Annotated in this window: 26 protein-coding genes, 1 tRNA gene and 2 pseudogenes; 12 read left to right on the top strand and 17 right to left on the bottom strand. The window is 65.0% G+C overall.

All coding sequences use genetic code 11. The features are described 5' to 3' along the window. Nucleotides 1-21 precede the first annotated feature (21 nt). From nusG to AC4GYS_RS01000, 4 genes are all read right to left on the bottom strand, one after another. Nucleotides 22-561, bottom strand: coding sequence for a transcription termination/antitermination protein NusG (nusG, locus tag AC4GYS_RS01015; protein ID WP_491107258.1), 540 nt, complete (start codon nucleotides 559-561; stop codon nucleotides 22-24). Nucleotides 562-584: 23 nt separating this feature from the next. After that, nucleotides 585-782, bottom strand: coding sequence for a preprotein translocase subunit SecE (secE, locus tag AC4GYS_RS01010; RefSeq protein WP_491107257.1), 198 nt, complete (start codon nucleotides 780-782; stop codon nucleotides 585-587). Nucleotides 783-1005: 223 nt separating this feature from the next. Then, nucleotides 1006-1078, bottom strand: a tRNA-Trp gene (locus tag AC4GYS_RS01005). A 99-nt stretch (nucleotides 1079-1177) separates the two neighbouring features. Next, complete coding sequence (locus tag AC4GYS_RS01000) at nucleotides 1178-2941, bottom strand: fatty acyl-AMP ligase (protein WP_491107256.1); 1764 nt, start codon at nucleotides 2939-2941, stop codon at nucleotides 1178-1180. Between the two features lie 99 nt (nucleotides 2942-3040). On the opposite strand from AC4GYS_RS01000, the gene AC4GYS_RS00995 reads away from it, so the two are divergent. The 5 genes and pseudogenes from AC4GYS_RS00995 to AC4GYS_RS00975 all read left to right on the top strand — a co-directional run. Then, a complete protein-coding gene (locus tag AC4GYS_RS00995) occupies nucleotides 3041-3616 on the top strand; it encodes a regulatory protein RecX (protein ID WP_491107255.1) in 576 nt (191 codons plus the stop codon). 62 nt (nucleotides 3617-3678) lie between these two features. Then, a complete protein-coding gene (locus AC4GYS_RS00990) occupies nucleotides 3679-4239 on the top strand; it encodes a cold-shock protein (protein ID WP_491107254.1) in 561 nt (186 codons plus the stop codon). Nucleotides 4240-4346: 107 nt separating this feature from the next. Beyond that, complete coding sequence (locus tag AC4GYS_RS00985) at nucleotides 4347-4706, top strand: DUF192 domain-containing protein (RefSeq protein ID WP_491107253.1); 360 nt, start codon at nucleotides 4347-4349, stop codon at nucleotides 4704-4706. A 55-nt stretch (nucleotides 4707-4761) separates the two neighbouring features. Then, nucleotides 4762-5145 carry an NADH:ubiquinone oxidoreductase subunit NDUFA12 gene (locus AC4GYS_RS00980; protein ID WP_491107252.1) on the top strand — a complete coding sequence of 128 codons (384 nt, stop codon included), beginning with the start codon at nucleotides 4762-4764 and terminating at the stop codon, nucleotides 5143-5145. A gap of 142 nt (nucleotides 5146-5287) precedes the next feature. Next, a pseudogene (locus AC4GYS_RS00975) lies at nucleotides 5288-5521 on the top strand (DUF2155 domain-containing protein); the annotation flags it as partial. A 35-nt stretch (nucleotides 5522-5556) separates the two neighbouring features. On the opposite strand, the gene aat reads toward AC4GYS_RS00975, so the two are convergent. From aat to aroQ, 6 genes are all read right to left on the bottom strand, one after another. Beyond that, on the bottom strand, nucleotides 5557-6318 hold the full coding sequence (gene aat, locus AC4GYS_RS00970; protein WP_491107251.1) for a leucyl/phenylalanyl-tRNA--protein transferase: 762 nt from the start codon (nucleotides 6316-6318) through the stop codon (nucleotides 5557-5559). Nucleotide 6319: 1 nt separating this feature from the next. Then, nucleotides 6320-6667, bottom strand: a complete 348-nt coding sequence (gene arsC / locus AC4GYS_RS00965; protein ID WP_491109333.1) for an arsenate reductase (glutaredoxin) — start codon at nucleotides 6665-6667, stop codon at nucleotides 6320-6322. Nucleotides 6668-6723: 56 nt separating this feature from the next. Further along, nucleotides 6724-9438, bottom strand: a complete 2715-nt coding sequence (locus tag AC4GYS_RS00960; protein ID WP_491107250.1) for an HWE histidine kinase domain-containing protein — start codon at nucleotides 9436-9438, stop codon at nucleotides 6724-6726. 114 nt (nucleotides 9439-9552) lie between these two features. Beyond that, nucleotides 9553-10905: an acetyl-CoA carboxylase biotin carboxylase subunit gene (gene accC / locus AC4GYS_RS00955; protein WP_491107249.1), complete on the bottom strand. Its 1353-nt coding sequence runs from the start codon at nucleotides 10903-10905 to the stop codon at nucleotides 9553-9555. Between the two features lie 2 nt (nucleotides 10906-10907). Further along, nucleotides 10908-11411 (bottom strand): acetyl-CoA carboxylase biotin carboxyl carrier protein, encoded by a 504-nt coding sequence (gene accB / locus AC4GYS_RS00950; RefSeq protein ID WP_491107248.1) that lies wholly within the window; start codon nucleotides 11409-11411, stop codon nucleotides 10908-10910. Nucleotides 11412-11446: 35 nt separating this feature from the next. Continuing rightward, nucleotides 11447-11878 carry a type II 3-dehydroquinate dehydratase gene (aroQ, locus tag AC4GYS_RS00945; RefSeq protein ID WP_491107247.1) on the bottom strand — a complete coding sequence of 144 codons (432 nt, stop codon included), beginning with the start codon at nucleotides 11876-11878 and terminating at the stop codon, nucleotides 11447-11449. Between the two features lie 37 nt (nucleotides 11879-11915). Between aroQ and thiS the strand changes: the two are divergent. Beyond that, nucleotides 11916-12131 (top strand): annotated as a pseudogene (thiS, locus tag AC4GYS_RS00940) (sulfur carrier protein ThiS); the annotation flags it as partial. Nucleotides 12132-12134: 3 nt separating this feature from the next. On the opposite strand, the gene AC4GYS_RS00935 reads toward thiS, so the two are convergent. Beyond that, entirely contained in the window at nucleotides 12135-12575 is a 441-nt protein-coding gene (locus AC4GYS_RS00935; RefSeq protein WP_491107245.1) for a hypothetical protein, read from the bottom strand. A gap of 70 nt (nucleotides 12576-12645) precedes the next feature. Between AC4GYS_RS00935 and AC4GYS_RS00930 the strand changes: the two genes are divergently transcribed. Both AC4GYS_RS00930 and AC4GYS_RS00925 read left to right on the top strand, forming a co-directional pair. Further along, nucleotides 12646-13419 carry a thiazole synthase gene (locus tag AC4GYS_RS00930; protein ID WP_491109332.1) on the top strand — a complete coding sequence of 258 codons (774 nt, stop codon included), beginning with the start codon at nucleotides 12646-12648 and terminating at the stop codon, nucleotides 13417-13419. A gap of 74 nt (nucleotides 13420-13493) precedes the next feature. Continuing rightward, nucleotides 13494-13895, top strand: a complete 402-nt coding sequence (locus AC4GYS_RS00925; RefSeq protein ID WP_491107244.1) for a hypothetical protein — start codon at nucleotides 13494-13496, stop codon at nucleotides 13893-13895. A 20-nt stretch (nucleotides 13896-13915) separates the two neighbouring features. Here AC4GYS_RS00925 and guaA read toward each other — a convergent pair whose 3' ends face one another. The 4 genes from guaA to AC4GYS_RS00905 all read right to left on the bottom strand — a co-directional run bounded on the left by guaA (nucleotide 13916) and on the right by AC4GYS_RS00905 (nucleotide 18921). Next, the gene (guaA, locus tag AC4GYS_RS00920; RefSeq protein ID WP_491107243.1) at nucleotides 13916-15487 is read right to left on the bottom strand and encodes a glutamine-hydrolyzing GMP synthase; all 1572 of its coding nucleotides are present in this window, start codon (nucleotides 15485-15487) and stop codon (nucleotides 13916-13918) included. A gap of 82 nt (nucleotides 15488-15569) precedes the next feature. Beyond that, on the bottom strand, nucleotides 15570-16151 hold the full coding sequence (locus tag AC4GYS_RS00915; RefSeq protein ID WP_491107242.1) for a hypothetical protein: 582 nt from the start codon (nucleotides 16149-16151) through the stop codon (nucleotides 15570-15572). Between the two features lie 111 nt (nucleotides 16152-16262). Beyond that, nucleotides 16263-16682 (bottom strand): large conductance mechanosensitive channel protein MscL, encoded by a 420-nt coding sequence (gene mscL / locus AC4GYS_RS00910; protein WP_491107241.1) that lies wholly within the window; start codon nucleotides 16680-16682, stop codon nucleotides 16263-16265. A 64-nt stretch (nucleotides 16683-16746) separates the two neighbouring features. Then, a complete protein-coding gene (locus tag AC4GYS_RS00905; protein WP_491107240.1) occupies nucleotides 16747-18921 on the bottom strand; it encodes a prolyl oligopeptidase family serine peptidase in 2175 nt (724 codons plus the stop codon). 112 nt (nucleotides 18922-19033) lie between these two features. Between AC4GYS_RS00905 and AC4GYS_RS00900 the strand changes: the two genes are divergently transcribed. Together AC4GYS_RS00900 and AC4GYS_RS00895 are read left to right on the top strand one after the other, a co-directional pair. After that, complete coding sequence (locus tag AC4GYS_RS00900; protein ID WP_491107239.1) at nucleotides 19034-20026, top strand: sulfotransferase family protein; 993 nt, start codon at nucleotides 19034-19036, stop codon at nucleotides 20024-20026. 82 nt (nucleotides 20027-20108) lie between these two features. Beyond that, nucleotides 20109-20342, top strand: a complete 234-nt coding sequence (locus AC4GYS_RS00895; protein WP_491107238.1) for a hypothetical protein — start codon at nucleotides 20109-20111, stop codon at nucleotides 20340-20342. 61 nt (nucleotides 20343-20403) lie between these two features. Here the strand turns inward: AC4GYS_RS00895 and rplQ are convergent, their stop codons facing one another. Next, the gene (gene rplQ, locus AC4GYS_RS00890) at nucleotides 20404-20823 is read right to left on the bottom strand and encodes a 50S ribosomal protein L17 (protein WP_491107237.1); all 420 of its coding nucleotides are present in this window, start codon (nucleotides 20821-20823) and stop codon (nucleotides 20404-20406) included. Nucleotides 20824-21014: 191 nt separating this feature from the next. Between rplQ and AC4GYS_RS00885 the strand changes: the two genes are divergently transcribed. Both AC4GYS_RS00885 and AC4GYS_RS00880 read left to right on the top strand, forming a co-directional pair. Further along, the gene (locus AC4GYS_RS00885) at nucleotides 21015-22451 is read left to right on the top strand and encodes an NAD-dependent succinate-semialdehyde dehydrogenase (protein ID WP_491107236.1); all 1437 of its coding nucleotides are present in this window, start codon (nucleotides 21015-21017) and stop codon (nucleotides 22449-22451) included. Next, nucleotides 22448-22810 carry a DUF423 domain-containing protein gene (locus tag AC4GYS_RS00880; RefSeq protein ID WP_491107235.1) on the top strand — a complete coding sequence of 121 codons (363 nt, stop codon included), beginning with the start codon at nucleotides 22448-22450 and terminating at the stop codon, nucleotides 22808-22810. Before AC4GYS_RS00885 ends, AC4GYS_RS00880 begins: the two co-directional genes overlap by 4 nt. On the opposite strand, the gene AC4GYS_RS00875 is transcribed toward AC4GYS_RS00880, so the two are convergent. After that, entirely contained in the window at nucleotides 22807-23364 is a 558-nt protein-coding gene (locus tag AC4GYS_RS00875) for a hypothetical protein (RefSeq protein WP_491107234.1), read from the bottom strand. The two genes, AC4GYS_RS00880 and AC4GYS_RS00875, sit on opposite strands and share 4 nt — an antisense overlap. Nucleotides 23365-23432 lie beyond the last annotated feature (68 nt).

Genomic DNA, 23432 nt, shown 5'->3' with positions numbered 1-23432 from the left:
CCAGTTCGATGAGCGTCAATCTTATTTGACGCGTTCGACCTGTTCGAATTCAAGTTCCACCGGCGTTGCGCGACCAAAGATCGACACGCCGACCTTGACGCGGCCGCGATCGAAATCGAGTTCTTCGACCAGGCCGTTGAAGGTGGCGAACGGACCATCGAGGACCTTCACCGAATCGCCGATCTCGTAATCGACGTTGATCTTGGTCTTCGGCGCTGCCGCGGCGGCTTCCTCCTTGGTGTTGAGGATGCGCGCGGCCTCTGCTTCGCTGATGGGCTGCGGCTTGCCGTTGGGGCCGAGGAAGCCTGTTACCTTGGGCGTGTTGCGGACGAGGTGGTAGACGTCGTCGCTCATGCCGAGCTTGGCCAGCACATAGCCCGGGAAGAACTTGCGGTCGGAAGTGACCTTCTTGCCCCGGCGGATTTCGGTCACCTTTTCGGTGGGGACTTCCACCGCCTCGACCAGTTGCTCGAGACCAAGGCGCTTGGCTTCGGAAAGGATCGATTCCCGAACCTTGTTCTCGAAGCCCGAATAGGCGTGAATGATGTACCAGCGGGACATGGACAGATGACCTTGCGTGCGCCTCAGCCGAGCAGGCCGAGGAGGAATTGGACGATGGCGGAGAAGGCGCTGTCGACGCCGAAGAAGAACAGCGCCAGCAGACTGGTCATGATGAAGACCATGATCGCCGTGACCCAGGTTTCCCGGGCCGTCGGCCATACGACCTTGCGCCCTTCGGCGCGGACCTGGCGCATGAATTCGCCGGGGGATGTCTTGGCCACGGTTCAGCAAACCTCTTCGAGATATAAAAACGAGGTCCGCGGGGGCTTCCCGCCGGACCTCGGACGAGGGGCGATGTAGCGCCAATCCTTCTTCGCTTCAAGAAGCCGCCGCCACGGAATAAATGCGTGACATGCGACGCCGCTTTGTGCGCTGACCGGCCGTTCGCGTCTGCGAGGCAGACCGTTCACGAAGCCGAGGGCTTCCTTCCCTCGCTCCGGCGCGCAGGGGCAGAGGGACTCGAACCCACGACCCTCGGTTTTGGAGACCGATGCTCTACCAACTGAGCTATACCCCTATGGCGCGTCGGGCGAGTTAGCGCTCGCCCGTTCAGCACGCAAGCCGTCATGGGGGTGAATCCCGTGGCGCCAGCCGTTGCGATGCGAGGGCCGCCGGGTCAGGCGGCGATGTCGAAGGGAACGATTTCGCCCGAGAGATAAAGGTTGCGAGCCTTGGTCCGTGACAGCTTGCCGGAACTGGTGCGCGGCAGGCTGCGGGGCGGAATCAGTTCGACAACCGGGGAAATGCCCGTGATGGCGCGGACCCGCTCCTTGATGTCGTCGCGAAGCCGGCCACGTTCCTGCGGGTCCGATACCCGGCAATGCACCAGCACCGCCGGCTGTTCTTCGCCCGTCGGACCGGTGATCGCAAAGGCGGCGATGTCGCCGGACTTGAAACCGGGCAATTGTTCAACCGCCCATTCGATGTCCTGCGGCCAGTGATTGCGGCCGTTGATGATGATCATGTCCTTGGCGCGGCCGACGATGAAGATGTAACCGGCCGACAGATAGCCCATGTCGCCGGTGTCGAGCCAACCGTCCTTCATGCACGCATCGGTCGATTCCTGATCGCGGAAATACCCGACCATCAGGCTCGCGCCGCGAACCCAGACCTTGCCGATCTGCCGGTCAAGGAGGAGGGAGCCGTCGGCGCCGCGCACCTCGATCTCCATTCCCTCCACCGGCTTGCCGCAGTTCACGATCGCGCGATAGCGGCGCGGCCGCTCCTGCGCCGGCGTGCCCACGCCCGACAATTCGCTTTCCTCGACCAATTCGACCCGGATCCCTTCCCCGGGGGGCATCAGCGACACGGCCAGCGTGGCTTCGGCCAGGCCGTAGCTGGGGCAAAAACTCTGCGCCTTGAAGCCGGCGTCGGAAAAGGCGTCCACGAACGCCTGCATGACGTCGGGACGGATCATGTCGGCACCATTGCCGGCGATCCGCCAGCGCGAGAGATCGAAGCGATCGGAGGCTTTGATCTGGCTCGACATGCGGCGGGCGCAGATGTCGTAGCCGAAGGTCGGCGAATAAGAGAGGGTCGAGCCGGGATTGCGGCTGATCATGTCGAGCCACGCCAGCGGACGGCGGGCGAAGTCCTCGGTCTTGAGATAATCGACGCTGATCTGGTTGGCGAGCGGGGACAGCATGCAGCCGACCAGTCCCATGTCGTGATACCAGGGAAGCCAGCTGACCACCCGATCCGTTTCCTCGACCTGCAGGCCCAGGCCATGAGCGCGCAGATTGTCGAGCAACGCATGATGAGTGACCGCGACGCCGTGCGGAAAGCGGGTCGAGCCGCTGCTGTACTGAAGATACGCGATCTCCTGCGGGTCGGCGCCCGGGAATTCGCCATCGGCCTGCGGTACCTCGGCCAATGCCTCCCACGTCCGCCCTTCGACGCCGTGCTGACTGGCGGCCTCGTCGCAGAAGCCGGCAAGGTCGGCCGGGTAAAGGAACAGCTTCGGATCGGAGCTTTGCAGCATGACCTTCAGCTGTTCGACATATGCCTCCCGCCCGCCGAAGCTGGTGGGCAAGGGCAGGGGCACCGGCCATAGTCCGGCATAAACGGCGCCAAAGAAAGTGGCTGCGAACTCGGGCCCGGTTTCCGCTACCAGCGCAAGGCGATCCCCCTTGCCCAGGCCGAGCGCTTTCAGGCGGCGCGCTGCCGCAAGCGCATCCTCACGCAGTTCTGCGAAGGGATAAGGTCGCGCAAGATTGCCGCGCGCATCATGGAAATTCATCCCCCGGCGACCCAGGGCCGCATAATCGAGCGCTTCGCCGAGGGTCCGAAAATCCGCAATTCGCCGCGGATGGCGATCCACCGTCGGAGTAGCGCCCACGGGGGCAAGGTCGGCCGTAGCCTGTGGGTTGCGGTCGAGCACGCCGGATTTCCTGCTTGGTCCGAGTTAAGCGATATCGAGCCCTTCGAATGGCCCATTGTCAGCTTTCACCTTCACGGGACAGTGTGGCACAATCAAGGCGTGGACAGGGTCGAACCGGAGCGGAATGGCGGAAAAGGGCGCCGGCGTGAACGTCCGCCGCTCAATCAGGAGCAATTGCGGGAGCTGGCGCTGCGCTATGTCGGTCGTTTCGCAACCACCCGCCACAAATTGTCCGACTATCTGCGGCGCAAGGTCAGGGAACGCGGCTGGTCCGAGGATAATGAGCCGGACATCAGTGAACTGGTCGAGCGCATTGCCGAGCTTGGCTACGTCAACGACGCCGCGTTCGCCATCGCCAAGGCAAATTCGCTTACCGCGCGCGGCTATGGCGAGGGCCGGTTGCGGCAGGCGCTGCGAGTTGCCGGAGTGGGCGAGGAAGACGGGCAGGCCGCGCGGCAATCGGCGGAAACGCAAGCGGCGGCCGCCGCCCTGAAGTTCGCCAGGCGACGGCGGATCGGACCTTTCGCAGACCGGCAAAGCGACCCGGCAGCACGGCAGAAAGCCTTGGCTGCAATGGTCCGGGCCGGCCATGGTTTCGCGCTCGCAAGGCTGATCGTCGAGGCGGAAACAGGCTCCGAAATGACGGAAGAAGAGCTGGTTTCCCTTGTGTCGTGAAGGGAACGTAACGTTTTGTGTTAACCGGTTAACGGTGCTATAGTTGCTTTGTGCAACGTGAGTTGGCGTCCAGCGAATCACACGTCGAGGCGGATCAGATCGATCCGGCCGCTCCCGGACTGCGCGTCCGTGGCCGGATCAAGTGGTTCGACGCCACCCGCGGCTTCGGGTTCGTCATCGCGGAGGAATGCGAAGGCGATATCCTCCTCCATTTCTCGGTCCTAAAAGAACATAATCGTCGCAGCCTGCCCGAGGGTGCGCTTGTGGAAGTGGAAGTGGTGCGGCAGAACCGCGGCCTTCAGGCAAGCCGCGTGCTGTCGATCGATCTCAGCCAGGCGACCATCGTGCGGCCGACGCCCGCGATCAACCTGGCCGACCGGGCCGACCGGGCGGCGCTGCTTGACGAGGCGGGCCCGTTCGAGCCGGTGGAGGTGAAGTGGTTCAATCGCGTAAAAGGCTATGGCTTCGTCAATCGGGTGGACGACCCGGCGGACATCTTCCTGCACATGGAAACGGTTCGCCGATCGGGCATCGCGGAACTGGAGCCGGGCCAGATGGTGGAGGCCCGGATCGCCCAGGGAAAGAAGGGCCTGACGGCCGTCGCTCTGCGCGATCGCGAGTAGGGCTGACCGTTGCCGCGCTCGCGCTTCCGCTAACCCTTGGTGCGGCCGGCTGTCAGCCTTCCACCGAACAACCGACGCTGGAGCAGGCTCCGTCCGGCCTTGAGCAGGTGCCGTTGACGATCACCGGTTCGAACGGGCGCACCCATCGCTTCGTGGTGGAGGTCGCGCGCAGCCAGGAGGAGCAGGCCACGGGCCTGATGAACCGGCAAAGCCTGGCGCCCGACCGTGGCATGATCTTTCCCTACGCGACGCCGCGGCCGGCCAGCTTCTGGATGAAGAATACCCTGATCCCGCTCGACCTGATCTTCATCCGACCGGATGGGACCATCGGGCGGATCGAGGCCAATGCCGTGCCGCTGAGCATGGACCCGATCCCCAGCCTGGAGCCGGTTTCGGCGGTTCTGGAGATTGCCGGCGGGCGGTCCGCGGAGCTTGGGATCCAGCCCGGCGACCGGGTCCAGTGGTAGGCTGCGCGCTTCGTCGCTTGCGCTTGCCGCGCTGACGGGGCAGAGGCCTCGGCCCATGGGTTTTCTCGGCAGCATCTTCACCTGGTGGAACGGCGCCACGATCGGCACGAGCCTGTGGACACGGCGTCACGGCAAGGAGGTCGGTCGTGACGAAATGGGGAATGTCTATTTCCAGCATCGCGCCGATCCGACTCGCCGCTGGGTAATCTACGACGGCAGCAACGATGCGAGCCGGGTGCCTCCCGGCTGGTCCAGCTGGCTGCGCGGCCAGATCGGCGAGGTGCCGTCCAAGTCGATGACCACCCGCCGATCGTTCGAGAAACCCGGGCTTCCCAACCTGTCGGGAACCGGCGAGACCTATCGTCCGGCTGGAAGCCTGGCACGTGGCGGTCAGCGACCGGCGGCGACCGGCGATTACCAGGCCTGGACGCCCGAATAAGGTGAGAGCCGTCGGTCTGCCTGTTCTCGCCCTGCTGGCGCTGACCGGTTGCGACCGTTCCGCTCCGTCCGAAAACCAGGTTCAGCGACAGTTGCCGGCGGCGCAGAGCCCCGAACAGGCGTCGGCGCCCGGCGCCACGCCGATGAACGAGCGGGTGGCGGTGCTTGGCTTTCTGAACAAGCGAAACGGCATCGCCCGCGACATCACGCTGAAGCCGGGCCAGGCGCTGCGGATCAAGGATGCCATCATCCGGCTGCGCGCGTGTGAGACGACGCCACCGTGGGAATTCGACCGGCTGACCGGGGCGTTCGTGCAGCTCGATGTGCAGCAGCCAGGCGGAAGCTGGCGCCGGGTCTTCTCTGGCTGGTTGTACAAGGAATCGCCGTCGCTGAATGTGGTCGAGCACCCGGTCTACGACGTGTGGCCCAAGAGCTGCGTTATGAACTTCCCCGAAGCGGCGGAGTCCGCGGCGAGCCCGGCAGCGGCAAGCAGCCGATCGAGTGCTCCGAACTCCGCACCCTCCCGGAGACCCGCCCCCTCCGGCGCCACGAGGCCAGCCGAGCCGGAGGACGTGAGCCCGCCGCCCGCGCCAGAGGCTACGCCGGTCGCGGCGGACAGCAACGCCACATAAGTCTTGCGGCTGACCGACACGGCGCCAAGCGATGCAAGATGATCGGTCATGAATTGGCAATCGAACAGCTCGAAGCCGCCGACTTTAAGGCGGGCAATCAGCCAGGCGAGGGCGACCTTGGACGCGTCGGTGCAACGACTGAACATGCTTTCGGCGAAGAAGGCGCGGCCGAGAGCAACCCCGTAAACACCCCCGACCAGGGCGTCCCCGTCCCACGTCTCCACCGAGTGAGCGAAACCGGCAGCGTGAAGGTCAAGCATCGCCCGTTCGATCGGGCCGTTGATCCAGGTTTCGGGGCGGTCGGCACAGCCCATCAGGACGCCGTCGAAATCTTGGTCCGATGTGACGAGGAAGCGACCGGATCGAAGCCGGCGAGCAAGCGAGCGCGAGAGGTGAAAGGCGTTGAGGGGAATGATCGCCCGCTCGCGCGGTTCGACCCAGAACAGGTCATCGTTGTGACGGCTCTCGGCCATTGGGAACACGCCAGTGGCATAGGCGTGCAGCAACAAGGCGGGATCGAGCCGGGCGGCCGAGCCATGCACGTCAAATGATCTCTGACACGCGTTCCTGCGGTCGGCAGAGACGGACGCCCTTGTCCGTTTCCACCAGAGGGCGGTTGATCAGGATGGGGTGCGCCAGCATCGCATCAAGGATCTGGTCGTCCGTCGCTTCCGCGGTTGTGAGCCCCAACTCCGTCGCCAGCGGCTCCTTGGCGCGCAGCCCGTCGCGCGGGGTGATGCCCGCCCGAGCATAGAGCCGGGCCAACTCATCGCGGGTCGGCGGCGATTTCAGATACTCGATCACCTCGACGTCAGCGCCCGACTCCTCCAGAATTGCGAGGGCCTTGCGCGACGTGCCGCAGGCGGGATTGTGGTAGATGGTCGCTTTCATCGCACTCGTCCGGTTGGTCGCCGCCGGCATGGCACAGCCGCCGCGCCGAGGAACAGCTATTTCGCGCCTTCGCTGAGCGGCGTTGCAGCGAAGATGGCGGCCGCGGCGCGCACATCGAACGGCTTGCGGAGCAATGGCACCCCCGCGAACCGCTCGGGGATCAGTGAGCGGCCTGCATAGCCGGTGCAGAACAGGAAGGGCACGCCAAGCTCCACAAGGCGGTCGGCTACCGCGAAGCTTTTTTCGCCGCCGAGATTGATGTCCAGCAGGGCGCCGTCCGGACGGTCACCGGCCAACAGGTCGAGCGCTTCCGCCACCGAGCCTGCCACCCCCACCACCTCGCATCCTTCGGCTTCCAGCGCTTCTTCCAGCTGAAGGCCGATGAGGGCCTCATCCTCGACCAGCAGGATGCGTGGACTTTCGATACCCACGATCGAAGGCGACGGTCGTGGCTCGTCGATCGTTTCGCCAGTATCATCCGGATTGTTGCCGGCCAACACATGCTCGGCGGGGATCAATAATTGGACGGCGAGGCCGTCGCCGGACCAGTCGTACGCCAATTCCCCGCCCAGTTGCCGTTCCACGCTGGCGCGGATCAGGCGGGAGCCGAAGCCGACCCGGCTCGGCGGAACGGTCCGCGGGCCGCCGGCTTCCTGCCACTCCAGCCGAACTGGCGTCGCCTTTCGGCGGGAGCGCGTCCAGTGGACGGTGAGGCGACCACCGGGGGTGCTGAGCGAACCATATTTGGCGGCATTGGTGGCAAGTTCGTGAAGCACCAGCGCCAGGCTCTGGCCGGCCGCCGGTCCGAGCCTCAACGCAGGGCCCTCGATCCGTACGCGAGACGGATCGTCGGTAATGAATGGGGCCAACTCGTCGCGCACCAGCTGCCCAAGTTCGACCCCTTCCCATCGCGCGGCGGCAAGGAGGCTGTGGGCGCGGGCGAGCGACTGGATGCGGCCGGTGACGCCCGCCTTGAACGAAGCGATGTCCTCCGCGCGGCTCATCTGGACCACCGATTGAACCACTGCCAGCAGGTTCTTGGCGCGGTGGTCGACCTCCCGTGCGAGCAGTTGCTCGCGCTCCTCGGCGGCTTTGCGGTCGGTGATGTCGGTGGCAACGCCGACGATCCCGATCACTTCCCCGTTGCTGTCGCGAAGGGGGGCTTTCAGCGAGCGGTACAGGCGATGGATTCCATCCGGCCCGACGGCTTCTTCGTCCATCTCCTCGGAAATGCCGGTCTCCATCACCCGCCGGTCGTTTTCCATGTACAGCGCGGCGAGCGCAGGATCGGCCCAGTCGCGGTCGTCCTTGCCGCGTTGTTGGTCCAGCGGCCGTCCGATGATCCGGGCGACCTGCTCGTTGTAATAGATGTGCCGGCCCTCCCGGTCCTTCGCGAAAATCAGGCTGCCGGCTGAATCGCCGATCAGTTGGAGCATGGAGGTGGCGCGGCGAAGTTCCTCCTCGCTCTCGCGGCGTTCGGTGACATCACTGACAAGGCCCACGAGCCGCAGCGCCCTGCCGTCCTTGTGGCGAACGACCTCCCCGGTATCACGGATCCACATGAACGACCCGTCGTGGCAGATCACCCGGTACTCCATGGCGTAGCGTTCGGCCCGGGCCTTGGCTTCTGCCACCGTGTGCCGGAAGTCCCCCACGTCGTCAGGATGAATGATCGCCTCCCAATCGCGGATCAAATCATCGGATTCGCCCGGCGAATGGCCGGTTTCGTCGAACAGGAACTGATCGCGACTGAACTCTCCGGTGCGCAGATCGAATTCATATGCGGAGCAGCGGGCGGCCCGCTGCGCCAGCGTCGCGCGATTGATCAGACGGGTCTTCTCCTCCTCCTGCCGCCGTTCGTCGGCGGTGGCGGCGAGCACCAGGATGGTGCCGGCCGACACCAGGATGAACAGCTGAAGCAGCACCAGCCCCGGGATGAGGTCCAAGATGAGGGAAGGCTTGGCGGCGAACGGTCCGCGCCCGAGGCTGACGCCGGCGACTGCCACCGCCATAGTGATGAAAACCGCTACGGCCGCACCTCGAACACGCAAGGCGACCGCCGCCCAAACCAGAACCGGGTAGATCATCCAGGCGCCGGTTATCGGGGGGCCAAGGAAGATCGCGATAGCGATCATGAAGGTCAGGACGCAGATGCCAGCCATCCAAAGCAGCTGCCGTGACCCCATTTTGGGTTCATCCGCAGGGCACCAGCTCAGAAGCAATGCGCCGATGACAAGCGCGCCCGCGCTATCGCCCAGCAGCCAGCCGATCAGCACCGCGGGAAGCTGATTGGCAGCGACCGCTCTAGCGACGAATAGGGCGCCCACCCCCATCAACGCCGAGACGAGGCCGAGGAGCAGGCTTGCAGCCATCAGCGAGAGGAGTTGCTGGAGCGAGAAGGCGCCCCAACCCCGCCCGCCAAATCGATGAAAGACCGCAGCGGCGGCCAAGGTCGCAAGCCCATTCCCCAGCGCGGCCGCGAGTTGGGCCGGCAGCGGGTTCGAGGCGCCGTTCCATTGATAGGCAATGAGCGTCCCGAGGACGATCGCCGGCCATAGCCGCTTGTGCCACAGGATAAGGCCGGCAAGGCCCACGCCTGCGGCCGGCCACACGGGCGAGGCCGCGCCCCCGACCGTTCCCCATTGCAGGCCGAGCAAGGCCGTCATGGCGTAAGCGATCAGCAGAATCAGGCCACGCAGTAATGTCGCGCCCGAGCCCACACCGGTGGACGGTGCCAGCGCATGCCCGTCGACGGTCGACAGCCTGTTCATGCCGCGACTCACCACTCCCACCCTGCTAGGTGGTAACGCTATGTTAAAGCTTTCACCCGCGCAACAAGAGCCGGAAAACCGGGATTTGTGTCCAGTAGACGACTCCGGATCCGATTAGCCGCGCTGCTCTTCCAGCCAGCGCTCGAGCCATTTGATGGTATAGTCGCCTGACAGGAAAGCCTCGTCGCGAATGACGCGTTGGTGAAGCGGGACGGTGGTCTTCATTCCCTCGACCACGAATTCCTCGAGCGCCCGCTTCAGGCGCATGATGCAGCGTTCGCGATTGGTGCCGTAAACGATCAGCTTGCCAATCATGCTGTCGTAGTAGGGTGGCACCCTATAGCCGGTGTACAGGCCGCTATCGACCCGGACGTGCATGCCGCCGGGCGCCACATAATTCTTCACCAGCCCGGGTGACGGCGCAAAGGTTTCCGGATCCTCGGCATTGATCCGGCATTCGATGGCATGACCCGTCAGGCGGATGTCCTCCTGCCGGCAAGAGAGGCCGTCGCCTTGCGCGACACGAATCTGTTCACGCACCAGGTCGATACCGGTGATCATCTCGGTCACCGGATGCTCGACCTGCAGTCGGGTGTTCATCTCGATGAAGTAAAACTCGCCGTCCTCGTAAAGGAATTCGATGGTGCCGGCGCCCCGATAGCCCATGTCGGCCATCGCCTTCGCCACCCGCTCACCCATCTCGGCGCGCTGTTCCGCTGAGATGACGGGGGAGGGCGCTTCCTCGATGACCTTCTGGTGGCGGCGCTGGATCGAGCAATCGCGCTCACCCAGGTGCACCGCAGCCCCCTCGCCGTCGCCAAATACCTGGAACTCGATGTGGCGCGGGTCGCCAAGATATTTTTCCATGTAGACGGTGTCGTCGCCGAACGCCGCCTTCGCCTCGGATGCGGCTTGCGCCATGAGGCTTTCGAGCTGGTCCTCGGACGGCACGACCTTCATGCCGCGGCCGCCGCCACCCGATGCGGCCTTGATGAGGACCGGATATCCGATTTCGTTGGCGACCGCGTGCGCTTCCTCGATCGTCTCCAGCGGCCCCGGTGAGCCGGGAACCAGCGGGAGACCGAGCGCGGCGGCAGTGCGCTTGGCTTCGACCTTGTCGCCCATCACGCGGATGTGTTCGGGCTTTGGGCCGACCCAGATGATGTTGTGGGACTCGACGATTTCCGCGAACTGCGCGTTTTCCGACAGGAAGCCGTAGCCGGGATGGATGGCGTCGGCGTGCACGATCTCGGCGGCGGAGATGATGTTCGGGATATTGAGATAGCTGTCGGCGGCGGCGGGCGGGCCGATGCAGACGGCCTCATCGGCAAGGCGGACGTGCATCGCATCCGCGTCCGCGGTCGAGTGCACGGCGACCGTCTTGATGCCCAGTTCGTGGCAGGCGCGGTGGATGCGCAACGCAATCTCGCCCCGATTGGCGATCAGCAGCTTGGTGATCTTTGCCATCGTTATTCGATCACGATCAGCGGCTGGTCGTACTCTACCGGCTGGGCGTTCGAGATCATGATCTGGCGCACGGTGCCGCCCTTGGGCGCGGTGATCGGGTTCATGACCTTCATCGCCTCGACGATGAGAAGGGTGTCGCCCGCCTTTACCGTCTCGCCGGCAGTGACGAACGGCTTAGACCCCGGCTCGGCCGACAGATAGGCCGTGCCGACCATCGGGGAGCGCACGATTTCCCCCGGGATCATGGTTTCGGCGGCAGCTTCCTGTGCAGCGGCGGCAGCAGGCGCGGCCGGAGCTGCGGCAGTGGATGGAGCAGGCGCGGCTGCATAGGTCATCGGCGCCGCCGCGACGGTGAGTTCGCGGCGAACGCGAATCTTGCGGTCGCCGTCCTCGACTTCAATTTCCGTCAGTTCATTGGCGGACAGCAATTCGGCCAACTCGCGCACGAGCGCGCTGTCGACGCGCATCTGGTTGCCATTGCTCATCTCGCCGTTTTCGTCGGCCATTGCCAAGTCCCTGCTGTGTGAAGCCGCCGCCCTTGTCAGAGCCGCGCCGCCGCGTCCAGTGCCAGCAAGTAGGACAACGGGCCGAAACCGCTGATGGACCCCCTGCAAACGCCTGAGATCAGGCTTCGGCGGCGAAAGCTTTCGCGAGCCTGGGGATTGGACAGGTGAACCTCGATGACCGGCGTGGAGATCGCCGCGATCGCGTCGCGCAGGGCGACCGAAGTGTGGGTGAAGCCCCCGGCATTGAGGATCACGGCGCGGGCATTCTCGCGCGCCGCTTCGTGCAGCCATTCGATCAGGTGACCTTCATGGTTGGACTGGCGCAGATCCACCTCGACGTCGTGCGCGGCCGCCGCTTCGTGCAGTTCGGCGGCGATATCGTCGAGCGTCTGGTGACCATAGACTTCCGGCTCGCGCGTCCCGAGCAGGTTAAGGTTAGGCCCGTTCAGGACATAGAGCTTGCGCATTGTGCGCGGGGACTGCGCCACCTAGATGCACCAGTCAATGAGCGAGACCGAAACCCTGTCGATCAGCGTCAATGGCGAGCACCGGCGCGTGCCGGCCGGAATCACGGTTGCCGGCCTGGTGAACGAGATCGGGCTCGACCCCGCGCGCGTAGCGGTCGAGCGCAACATGGCAGTGGTTCCGCGCTCAACGCTGGGCGACGTCCGGGTCGAGGATGGCGACGACTTCGAGATCGTCCATTTCGTCGGGGGCGGTTGATCAGTCGCGGAAACGCGTGTTCGACGCTGGCATCCTCGCGCCGTAGCGGCGGGCGATGGCCGTTACGAGATCGAAGCTGTGATTAATTCGTCGGCGCGCCTTGGCGATCGCAGCGCCGTTCGGCACGCGATCGATGTCCGTGGCACTCGCGCCGCGCGGTCGTTCCTTTGCCGCGGCATAATCCTGCCATGCGCGCACGTGCGCCTGGTAGGCGACCCAGAAATTCATCGGCGCCTGGCCACGCGCAATGGCTGCCATCGTGTCGGCCACCTCGCGCGCGGGCAGATTGTCGACGTCGAGATTGTCGGCCTGCAGGATGCGCTCGATCGCCGGGCGGGCGGCGCTGGCCCGGACGGTCACCTCTTGCTCCGACATCGGCGTGGCCGGCAGATCCTGTGGCTGGCCGGCGAGCAAAAGAAGGGGCAGGAGCTTCTCAATCATAGCGCAAGGCCTCATATCACCCGCCCTGCCGGTCTTGCATAGGAAAGCTTTCGTGAACGCACCCCAAATCATGGTCGATGACAGCTGGACCGTCGCGGGACGAACCTTCTCATCGCGGCTGATCGTGGGCACGGGCAAGTACAAGAGCCTGGAGCAGAATGCCGCGGCGGTGGCGGCGTCGGGGGCGGAGATCGTCACGGTCGCGGTTCGGCGCGTGAACGTCAGCGATCCGAACGCGCCGATGCTGACGGACTTCATCGATCCCAAGAAGGTGGCCTACCTGCCCAACACCGCCGGCTGCTTCACCGCCGAGGAGGCGATCCGCACGCTGCGGCTGGCGCGCGAGGCGGGCGGGTGGACGTTGGTCAAGCTGGAGGTGCTGGCGGAGGCCAAGACGCTTTACCCGGACATGATCGAAACGGTGCGCGCGACCGAGCTGCTGGCGAAGGAAGGGTTCGAGGTGATGGTTTACTGCACCGACGACCCGATCATGGCCAAGCGCTGCGAGGATGCGGGCGCGGTGGCGGTGATGCCGCTGGGCGCGCCAATCGGGTCGGGCCTGGGCGTGCAGAACCCGGTGACGATCCGGCTGATCGTCGAGGGCGCCAAGGTGCCGGTACTGGTCGATGCGGGGGTCGGCACCGCAAGCGACGCGGCGGCAGCGATGGAGCTGGGCTGCGACGGCGTGCTGATGAATACCGCAATCGCCGAGGCCAAGGACCCGATCCTGATGGCGAGAGCCATGAAGGCGGCCGTGGAGGCGGGAAGGCTCGCCTATCGTGCCGGACGAATGGCCAAGCGGCGATATGCCGACCCGAGCAGTCCGTTGGCGGGATTGATCTAGGACGGCAAATTTGCCTTTGCATGAGAAGCGGTCTCTGCGCTTCTTGTCGACGGGTAAGACAAGGTGGCCTGAGGATGGATAAACGCTGGGACTGGCCATCGATTGCAGCAGCCTTTTTGTGCGCGGTTCCGGAAATCGTCACGACCGCCTACGTGGGCATACCGGATGATCTTGGCTGGGAGCTTCCGGTCCTGCTGGCGATCTCGGCAGCGATATTGGCAACGCCTCAGATTGTGATGTTTGCCTTCGTCAGGGCTGTCCAATCGAAGGCGTCAAGAACCGTCTTTGTGCTCGGGTCGGCCGGATTAGTGATCGCCTATGCCCTGTTTGTGCCAACCGTGGATCTGGCGAGTGACGCTCAGGCGGCCCTCGCTTTTCCAGTCTTTCAGATACTTATGGCGGGGGCCGCGGCTGTTGCCGGCGGCCTCATGCTGTGGGTTAAGCGCCGATACCTGGACCAAGACGCGAAGTCCTGAATTCCGCGACGTAGACAGGCTCACTCCCACTCGATCGTGCCGGGCGGCTTGCTCGTGTAATCGTAGACCACCCGGTTGATGCCGGCGACTTCGTTGACGATGCGGGTCGCGACCCGGCTGAGGAATTCGCTGCTGAACGGATAGACGTCCGCGGTCATCCCATCGACGCTGGTGACGGCGCGCAGGGCGCAGACGTAATCGTAGGTGCGTGCGTCGCCCATCACGCCGACGGTTCGGACGGGGAGGAGGACGGCGAAGGCCTGCCAGATGGCGTCGTAAAGACCGGCGTTGCGGATCTCTTCGAGGTAGATGCTGTCCGCCTTGCGCAGGATGTCGCACTTCTCTTTTGTCACGGCGCCGGGAATGCGGATGGCGAGGCCGGGGCCGGGGAAGGGGTGCCGGCCGACAAAGGCGGGCGGCAGGCCGAGCTCGCGGCCGAGCTCGCGAACCTCGTCCTTGAACAGCTCTCGCAGAGGCTCGACCAATTGCATGTTCATGCGCTCAGGCAGGCCGCCGACATTGTGGTGGCTCTTGATGGTGACGCTGGGTCCGCCGGTGAACGACACGCTTTCGATCACGTCGGGGTAGAGGGTCCCCTGCGCCAGGAAATCGGCGCCGCCGATCTTCGTCGCCTCGGCCTCGAACACGTTGATGAACTCGGCGCCGATGAATTTTCGCTTGGCTTCCGGGTCGGAGACGCCGTCCAGGCCGCCGAGGAAATCGGCGCTGGCGTCCACATGGACAAGCGGGATGTTGTAGTGCCCACGGAACAGGGAGACGACCTGTTCCGCCTCGCCCGCGCGCATCAGCCCGTGGTCAACGAACACGCAGGTCAGCTGGTCGCCGATCGCTTCGTGGATGAGGACCGCTGCCACCGCGCTGTCGACGCCGCCGGACAGGCCGCAGATGACCTTGCCGTCGCCCACCTGCGCGCGGATGTCGGCAATCTTGGCTTCGCGGAACTTGTCCATGCTCCAGCTGCCGGAACAGCCGCAGATGTGGCGCGCGAAGTTGGCGAGCAGCTTGCCGCCGTCGGGGGTGTGAACCACCTCCGGGTGGAACATCAGGCTGTAGCGCTTCGCCTCCTCATTGGTGGCGATGGCATATGGCGCGCCTTCCGATCGGGCGACGACCTCAAAGCCCGGGGCGAGGCTTTCGACCCGGTCGCCGTGGCTCATCCACACCTGGTGCGTTTCGCCGACCTGCCACAGCCCATCGAACAGGGCCGAGGGCGCGACCACCTCGATGAAGGCGCGGCCGAATTCCTTCTGGTCGGAGGTGACGACGGTTCCGCCAAGCTGCTGGTGCAGCGTCTGCTGCCCGTAGCAGATGCCCAGCAGGGGGAGGCCGCTGTCGAACAGGACTTGCGGGGCGCGGGGGCTGTCCCGATGGGTAACGGAGGACGGGCCGCCGGAGAAAATGATGCCCTTGGGGTTCAGTCGCGCGAAGGCGTCTTCGGCGGCGTTGAAGGGGGCGATCTCGCAATAAACGCCGGCTTCGCGGATGCGGCGGGCAATGAGCTGGGTGACCTGGCTGCCGAAGTCGACGATCAGGATGGTCTCGCCAAAGGTTTCCGGCATCTGAAGCGTCATCGGGCACCCGCGTGAATGGACAAAAAGAAAGTGCGCGACCCACTAGGGGCCGCGCACCTTCCTGTCCACTTGGGGCTAGGGCTTAGTAGCCGTAACCGTAGCGGGCATAACGCTGGCGATTGACGTCCACATCGGTGACCCGGCCGTAGCGCGCGTCGAACTTGCAGCTGAAACGGTAGCTGGGCGCCGGGGCGTTGCCGTACTGGCCGCCATAGGGGTTGCCATAGCCGCCATAATTGCCGCGCCAGCCCGCATCGCCGGCCCAGCCGACCACGCGGAAATTGCCGTTACGGGTCCGCTCCACGCGCTCGATCTGGTTCACGCGTACACCGGCATTGTTGTAGCCGTAGCCGCCATAGGGCGCGTTATAGCCGCCGCCATAGCCGTATCCGCCGCGATACTGGCCGTTTAGCCGGTACTCGGCCGCTCGGGCACACTGGTCGACTGCAACGCGCTCGTTGGCATAGTTATATCCACCATAGCCGCCATAGCCGCCGTAGCGGTTGGTACCGCCACGCAGGATCTGGTCGAGGATGGTGCCGAGCAGCACGTTGCCGGTGCCATAGCCGCCGCCAGGGTAATATTGAGCCGCGGCAGGAGCCGCGAAGCCAGCGACTGCGGCAACCGCCGCACCACCGATAAGGAACTTACGAACAGCCTTCATGGCCCTTCTCCTAATAAGCTCGCGCGGGCCCTCCCGCCGAATGAACGCCTGTTAGGTCGTTTCGGCTGCATCAGGTCTGAATGCGGCTGTCGCCTGCCGTTCAGCTAAAGGTTAACGGCGCAGGCTGTCGCGGATTTCCCGCAGGAGGAGAATTTCCTCTGCGATCGCATCGTCTTCTACCTTGCGGCCCATGGCGCGATTGGCGGCCTTGACCAGCAGGAAGATGACGAAGGCAAGGATCAGGAACTTGATCACAGCCGAGATGAAGGCGCCGTAGCCGAGCAGAGGTACGCCCGCCTTCTTGAGAGCGGCATAGTCGGTGAGGGAGCCGGTATAGCCGGCGGGTATCTCGCCCAGGCGGACGAAATAGCTGGAAAAGTCCAACCCCCCGAACACGGCGCCGATCAGCGGCATGATGATGTCGTCGGTCAGCGAACTGACGATGGCCGCGAAGGCCGCGCCGATGATGACAGCGACGGCAAGGTCGAGGACGTTGCCACGGGCGATGAAAGTCCGGAATTCGGCCAGCATTGCTCCCCTCCTTGCTTGGGGAGGGGAGCATGACACAAGTGGCGGCGATTGCCGAATCCGCTGCTCAGTTCACCTTCAGTCCGGTGAAGCGAGCGAAGAAGGCGACCACGTCGGACGCTTCCTCGATGATCTTGTCGGTCGGCTTGCCCGAGCCGTGGCCGGCGCGGGTCTCGATCCGGATAAGGTGCGGCGCGCCGGTTGGATTGGCGTGCTGCAAGGCCGCGATGTACTTGAAGCTATGGCCCGGAACGACCCGGTCGTCGGTGTCCGCGGTGGTCACCAGGATCGGCGGGTAGGCCACACCCGGCTTGATATTGTGGTAGGGCGAATAGGCCAGCAGGGTGCGGAAATCCGCTTGCCTGTTGGGGTAGCCATAATCGTCCACCCAGTAACGCCCGGCGGTGAAGCGGTCGAAGCGCAACATGTCCATGACGCCGACCGACGGGTTGGCGGCGGCGAACAGGTCGGGCCGCTGGTTGACCACCGCGCCGACCAGCAGACCGCCGTTGGAGCCGCCCTGGATCGCCAGCTGGTTCTTGCCGGTGATGCCATTGGCGATGAGATATTCGCCCGCGCCGATGAAGTCGTCGAACACATTCTGCTTGTTGGCGAGGCGGCCGGCGTCGTGCCACGCCTTGCCATACTCGCCGCCGCCGCGGATGTTCGCCAGCACCCAGGTCCCGCCGTTTTCCAGCCAGGCGAGCCGCGTGGCCGAGAAGCTGGGCGTCAACGAAACGTTGAAGCCGCCATAGCCATAGAGCAGCGTGGGCGAAGGACCGGTAATGCCCTTCTTGCGGACGATGAACATCGGAACGCGGGTTCCGTCCTTCGACGCGTAGAAGCGCTGTTCGACGCTGTAGTCGTCCGGGTTGAACTTCAGCGCCGGGGTGAACCAGGCCGACGAGGCGTTCGAACGGACGTCATAGCGATAAACGGTGGTCGGCCGATTGAAGCTGGTGAAGCTGAAAAACGTCTCTGCATCGTCGAAGTCGCCGCTGAAGCCGCTGGCGGTGCCAAGACCGGGGAGCTCGATCACCCGTTCCCGCGCCCCCGTAAGCGAATGGACGCGGACATCGGTGCTGGCGTCCTTCAGGTAGGAGGCGATGAGCTTGCCGCCGACGAGATTGGCGGAGTCCAGCGTCGCTGCGTCCTCCGCCACCACCGTGCGCGCGACCGGGCGCGCCTGTGACACGTCCATCGCCACGATCTTGAGCCGCGGCGCGCCGTCGTTGGTAATGAAGTAATAGGTCGAGCCGCGATTGCCGACATAGCTGTAATTATTCTCGAAACCCGGGATCAGGGTCCGCGGCTTTGCACCCGGCTTCTTCCAGTCGAGGAGTATGACCTCATACCGGTCGTCGGTACCGCTCGACGAGGTGATGACCAGGGTCGATCCGTCGTCGCTAACGGTCGCGCCATGGCTGAGGTCGGGTTTGGACGGCGTCGCATACATCAACCGGTCGGCGCTCTGCGGCGTGCCGAGACGGTGGAAATAAACCATCTGGTTCTTGTTGAGGGACTGGAAGTCCTGGCCCTGGGCAGTCTCGGGAAAGCGGGAATAGAAGAAGCCGCTGTTGTCCTTAGCCCACGACAGGCCGGAAAACTTGACCCACTTGATCTCGTCGCCGACCGGCTGGCCGGTGGCGACGTCGAGCACGCGCAGGGTGCGCCAGTCGCTGCCGCCATCCTGGATGGCGTAAAGGACAAATTTGCCGTCTTCGCTGGGCACCCACTCGGCCAGCGCGGTGGCGCCGTCGGCAGACCACTGGTTTGGCTCGATCAGCAGCCGCTCGGAGCCATTGACGCTGTCGCGGACGTAGAGCGGCGACTGATTCTGAAGGCCGGTATTGCGCTGATAGAAGTAGCGGCCACCCTTCTTGGTCGGGGTGCCGACGCGCTCATAATTGTAGAGTTCGGTCATCCTGGCCTTGAGCGTGTCGCGGCCCGGCAGGGTGGCAAGAAACGCGTCGGTCACCTGGTTCTGCGCGGTCACCCAGTTGCGGACCTCCGGCGACTGGCGGACGTCGGTCTCCAGCCAGCGGTACGGATCGGCGACCTGCTGCCCGAACAAGGTTTCGACCGTGGCCTCGCGGCGGGTCGGCGGATAGACAAGTGCGGGGGCGGCGGCCACCTGCTCTTCCGTGACCAGATTGCCCGGCGTCGGACTGTCGAGGTTGGCGGTGGTCGTGGTGCAGGCGGAGACAATGGGAAGGGTCATCAGCAACAGGCTCTTACGCATGGATCCCCCGGGGGCAGGAAACGGTGGACCGGTCTGGTAGCAGCCTGCCCGGACCATGCAACGGCGGATGGGGTTGCGTGGCAAGGCCCGGCTGCTAGGCGTGCCGACCGCCATGTCCGCTCCACCCCCACCCTGGCCGCCGCTCGTCACCATCGTCGGCGCACCGCGCTGCGGGACGACAAGCCTGGCCGATTTTCTCCGGTGGCATCCGGACGTCGTGTTCTCGGTTCCCAAGGAGCCGCACTATTTCGCGATCCACGACCTGACGCAGGTGCATGGCGCCGAGCTGGAGGACATCGTCCGGCGCGGCTATCTCGATCGCTTTTTCCCGGACTACCGGCCCGACGCGCGCTACCTGGCCGAGGGTTCCGTCTCCTACCTGTACGGGGCGGAGCGGATGCGGCCGATCCTGGAACTGTGGCCCGATGCGCGTTTCATCATCGGCGTGCGCGATCCGATGAAGCTGGTTCCGTCTCTGCACCAGCGATATCTGGTGACGGGCGACGAGGTGGAAGAGGATTTCGAACGCGCGTGGGCACTCGTGCCGGAGCGGGCGGAGGGGCGGAAAATCCCGCGGTCCTGCCTCGACCTCCGCTTGTTGCGTTATGACCTCGCGGGACGGCTGGGCGAGCAGGTTGAACGCTTTTTCGCCGTCGTCGGGCGCAAGCGCTGCCACGTGGTGGTGCACGACGATCTCGTCGCCAGCCCGGCCCAGGTCTACGCCGACATACTGGCTTTCCTCGATCTTCCCCATGACGGACGCAAGAAGTTCAAGCAGAAGCGCAAAGCCGAAGGCTATCGTTTCGGATGGCTGCAGAGATTGTTGAAGCGGCCCCCGATGGCGACGGCCGTATTGGCGGGTGAAGAATTCCGGCGCCGGGTGGTGGAGAAGCCGAAACGGCCCCCATCGCTGCCGGTCCGCAAACTGATGGACGTCCGCAAGGCGCTGCTCCGGTGGAACAAGGCCCCCGCCAAGCCGGTGCGCTTGTCGCGGACCATGCAGGAAGCGCTGCGGGATGAGTTCGCCCAGGACGTCGCGCATCTCGGCAGGCTGCTCGGCCGCGACCTGTCACACTGGCTGAAGGTGTCCGACAAAGCGCACTGAAGCTGCGGGGAGTGTGACTCCCCCTGTGGAAAAGATTGTTTTAGGTTGTCCCGGCGACTCGGATCTGGATGGGTCGTAACCCATGCGCCTGGGGGGGTTGCTGATGGAAAACGATGCTCGTTACTTCTGGCGCCGTGCGGTGGAGGAGATGGCCGCCGCCCGACGTTCGGTGACTACGGCAGCGCGTGAGCGCCATGAGAATTTCGCCCGGCTTTATCTCGACCGTCTTGCCCAGCTGGGCGCTCCGATCCCGTTCGCGCGAAGCGAAATCGGCAGCTATCCGGTGGTGTCCGGCGCCGAATCGGCGGCAGCCTGACGCAAAAAGGGCCGCCACGACGGACGGCCCTTTCGCATTTGCTGTCTAAGAACGCGAAGGCTCAGGCGGCCTCCAGCTCTTCCTCGTTCATGACCGGACCCGAGTCCTGTCCCTTGGCGGACACGTCGCGGTCGACGAACTCGATGATCGCCATCGGCGCTGCGTCCGACTGACGGATGCCGGCCTTGACGATGCGAATGTAACCGCCGCTGCGCGCTTCGTAGCGCGGCGCGATCACGTCGAACAGCTTGGCCAGCTGCGCATCGTCCAGCAGGCGGGCATGGGCCAGACGACGGTTCGACAGTCCGCCCTTCTTGGCCAGCGTCACCAGCTTTTCGGTGTAGGGGCGCAGTTCCTTCGCCTTGGCGAGGGTGGTGGTGATCTGCTCATGCTTGATAAGAGCGGCAGCCATGTTGCGAAACAGGGCCGCGCGGTGGCTGGATGTGCGCTGCAGCTTACGGCCGCCAACACGATGGCGCATGTGTCTTCCTTTCGTTCGTCAGGGCCCCGTGCAAGGTAAGCCCAGCCAGGCCGCGAAACGGGGAGCGGCCCAATCCCCAAAAGCAAAGGCGAGGCAGTAACGCCCCGCCGGATGTGCCGTGCCCCTCTACCCACGCCTGCCGGAGAGTCAAGGTTGTGGGCGATTTGCGCCAGGCCTAAGTAGTTTGGCCTATGACCCAGACCAGCTATGCCCCCGACCTTCAGCTTTTCATCAACGGTGCCTGGCGCTCCGGTGAGGATCGCGACGCCTTTCCCGTGGTGAATCCGGCGACTGGCGATACCATCGCCAAGGTACCGCTGGCGAGCACCGGCGACCTCGACGAGGCGCTGGACGCAGCGGAGAAGGCGTGGCCGGCCTGGCGCGCGCTGGACGTCGAGAAGCGCGGCGCGATTCTTCACCGGACCGCCGATCTGCTTCGGGAACGGGCGAACGACATCGGCGCCTTGCTGACGCAGGAGCAGGGCAAGCCGATCGCCGAGGCCATCGGCGAAGTGCATGGCTCCGCGCAGATGTTCGACTTCTTCGCGGAAGAGGCCAAGCGCGCCTATGGCCGGGTGCTGGTGCGCCCGGCAGGCCAACGGTCGATCGTCATTCCGCAGCCGGTTGGGCCGACGGCAACCTTCACGCCATGGAATTTTCCAATCTACCTGCTCGCCAAGAAGGTCGCTGCGGCATTGGCGGCAGGCTGCACGGTCATCAGCAAACCGCCGGAAGAAACCCCGGGCTGCACCGGCGCGATGGCGCGGGCGCTGGCTGACGCGGGCATTCCAGCCGGAGTGTTCCAACTGGTGCACGGCGTGCCGGACGCCGTCTCGCGCCACCTGATCGGCTCGCGGATCATCCGCAAGGTCAGCTTCACCGGGTCGATCCCGGTCGGCAAGCATCTGATGAAGCTGGCGGCGGACGGGATGAAGCGGATCACCATGGAACTGGGTGGCCACGCACCGGTGCTGGTGTTCGACGATTGCGACCTCGACAAGACGCTGGACGCGCTGGTCCCGCAGAAATTCAGGAATGCGGGCCAGGTGTGCGTGTCGCCCACCCGTTTCTACGTTCAGCAGGGCGTCTATGACCGCTTCACGGCGGGCTTCGCGGAGCGGACCAAGGCGCTGAAGGTCGGCAATGGGCTCGAGGCCGATACGAAGATGGGTCCCCTGGCCAATCAGCGCCGGGTTCCAGCCATTGCCGGGCTGGTCGAAGACGCAAGGGCCAAGGGGGCCAGGGTGCTGACCGGCGGCGAGGCGGGGGACGGCGGCTTCTTCTTCCAGCCGACGGTGCTGGCCGACGTGCCGCTGGAGGCCGACGTCATGAATAACGAACCGTTCGGGCCAGTGGCGTTGATCCGGCCGTTCGACAGCGACGATGAGGCAATCGAGCAGGCCAACCGACTGCCCTATGGACTTGCGGCCTTTGCCTTCACCGAGAATGGCCGCCGCGCGAACATCCTGGGGGATGCGATCGAAGCGGGCATGGTCGGAATCAACACATTCGCCATCTCGGTCGCCGACGCTCCATTCGGCGGAATCAAGGATTCGGGCTTCGGCTCCGAAGGCGGGGTCGAGGGGCTGCAGAGCTATCAGGTGGTGAAGGCGATCCACCAGGCTTGACCCCCGGCGCGCCCCTGACGGCCGCCGGTGCGCTGCTGGCTGGAATAGCGGTCGCGCTCGGCGCGTTTGGCAGCCATGCGCTACAGGGGCGGCTCGATGCGCAGGCGATTGGCTGGTGGCAGACAGCAGTGCAATATCTGCTCCCGCACGCGATCGCAGTGGTGGCGGTCGGCCTGGCTGGCCGGCCGGCGTTGTTCCTGCCCGGATGGGTGCTCGCTGCTGGGGCGGGGCTGTTCGCGGCGACGCTCTATGCAATGGCGCTCGGAGCGCCCCGCTGGTTCGGTGCAATCACGCCAATTGGCGGCGCGGCGATGATGGCGGGATGGGCGCTGCTCGCCTGGCGGGTGCGGCGAAGCTAGGGTGCGCCCTCGCGCTCGCAGTTGGCGACTTCCAGCAGCATGGTGCCGGTCGCGAGAAAGCTTAGAGCGAACACCCAGGCGAAGCTGGCAACGAGCGCTTCGGTCGGGCCGAAAAGGTTGTAAACCAGGCTGGCGATCGACACTCCCAAAACACCCAGCGCTCCCAAGACGAAATCCGTTGCAGCGGCGATGGCCGTCCATTTGCGCACGGACGATTTCTTCGCGGCGAAGGTGACGATCAACAGGATCAGGCTGCGGAGCAGGAGCCAGGCGGTGACGAGAGTTGCGGCCGCCAGCACCCCGCGTGATCCACCAGTAACGAAAAGCAGGCCCACGGCCGCCGTTGCGGCGCCGGCGCCGATCGCGGGTATCCTGGCCGCGCGCCGCTGCGTCCCGGCGATGACTTCCAGCGCGCCCGCCGCGATCAAAAGCGCGCCGATCAGCAGCGGGCCGCGCAGATGGTCGTCGATCGGAAACAGCGCGGCGGCCGCGGCAAGAGCAATGATCAGCCAGGCACAAACGGCGGTGACGCGCGCGCGGGACGTGTTCGTCATCCCCCGACACTAGCCGATCGCGCACCGCCGAACACCCCCTTGCCGCCCACTGCCACGCCAGCTAGGCG

It is taken from the genome of Sphingomonas sp. SP1, assembly GCF_058313395.1.
Note: the sequence above shows the minus strand (reverse complement) of the source record. Positions and strands in the feature narration are given on the sequence as shown.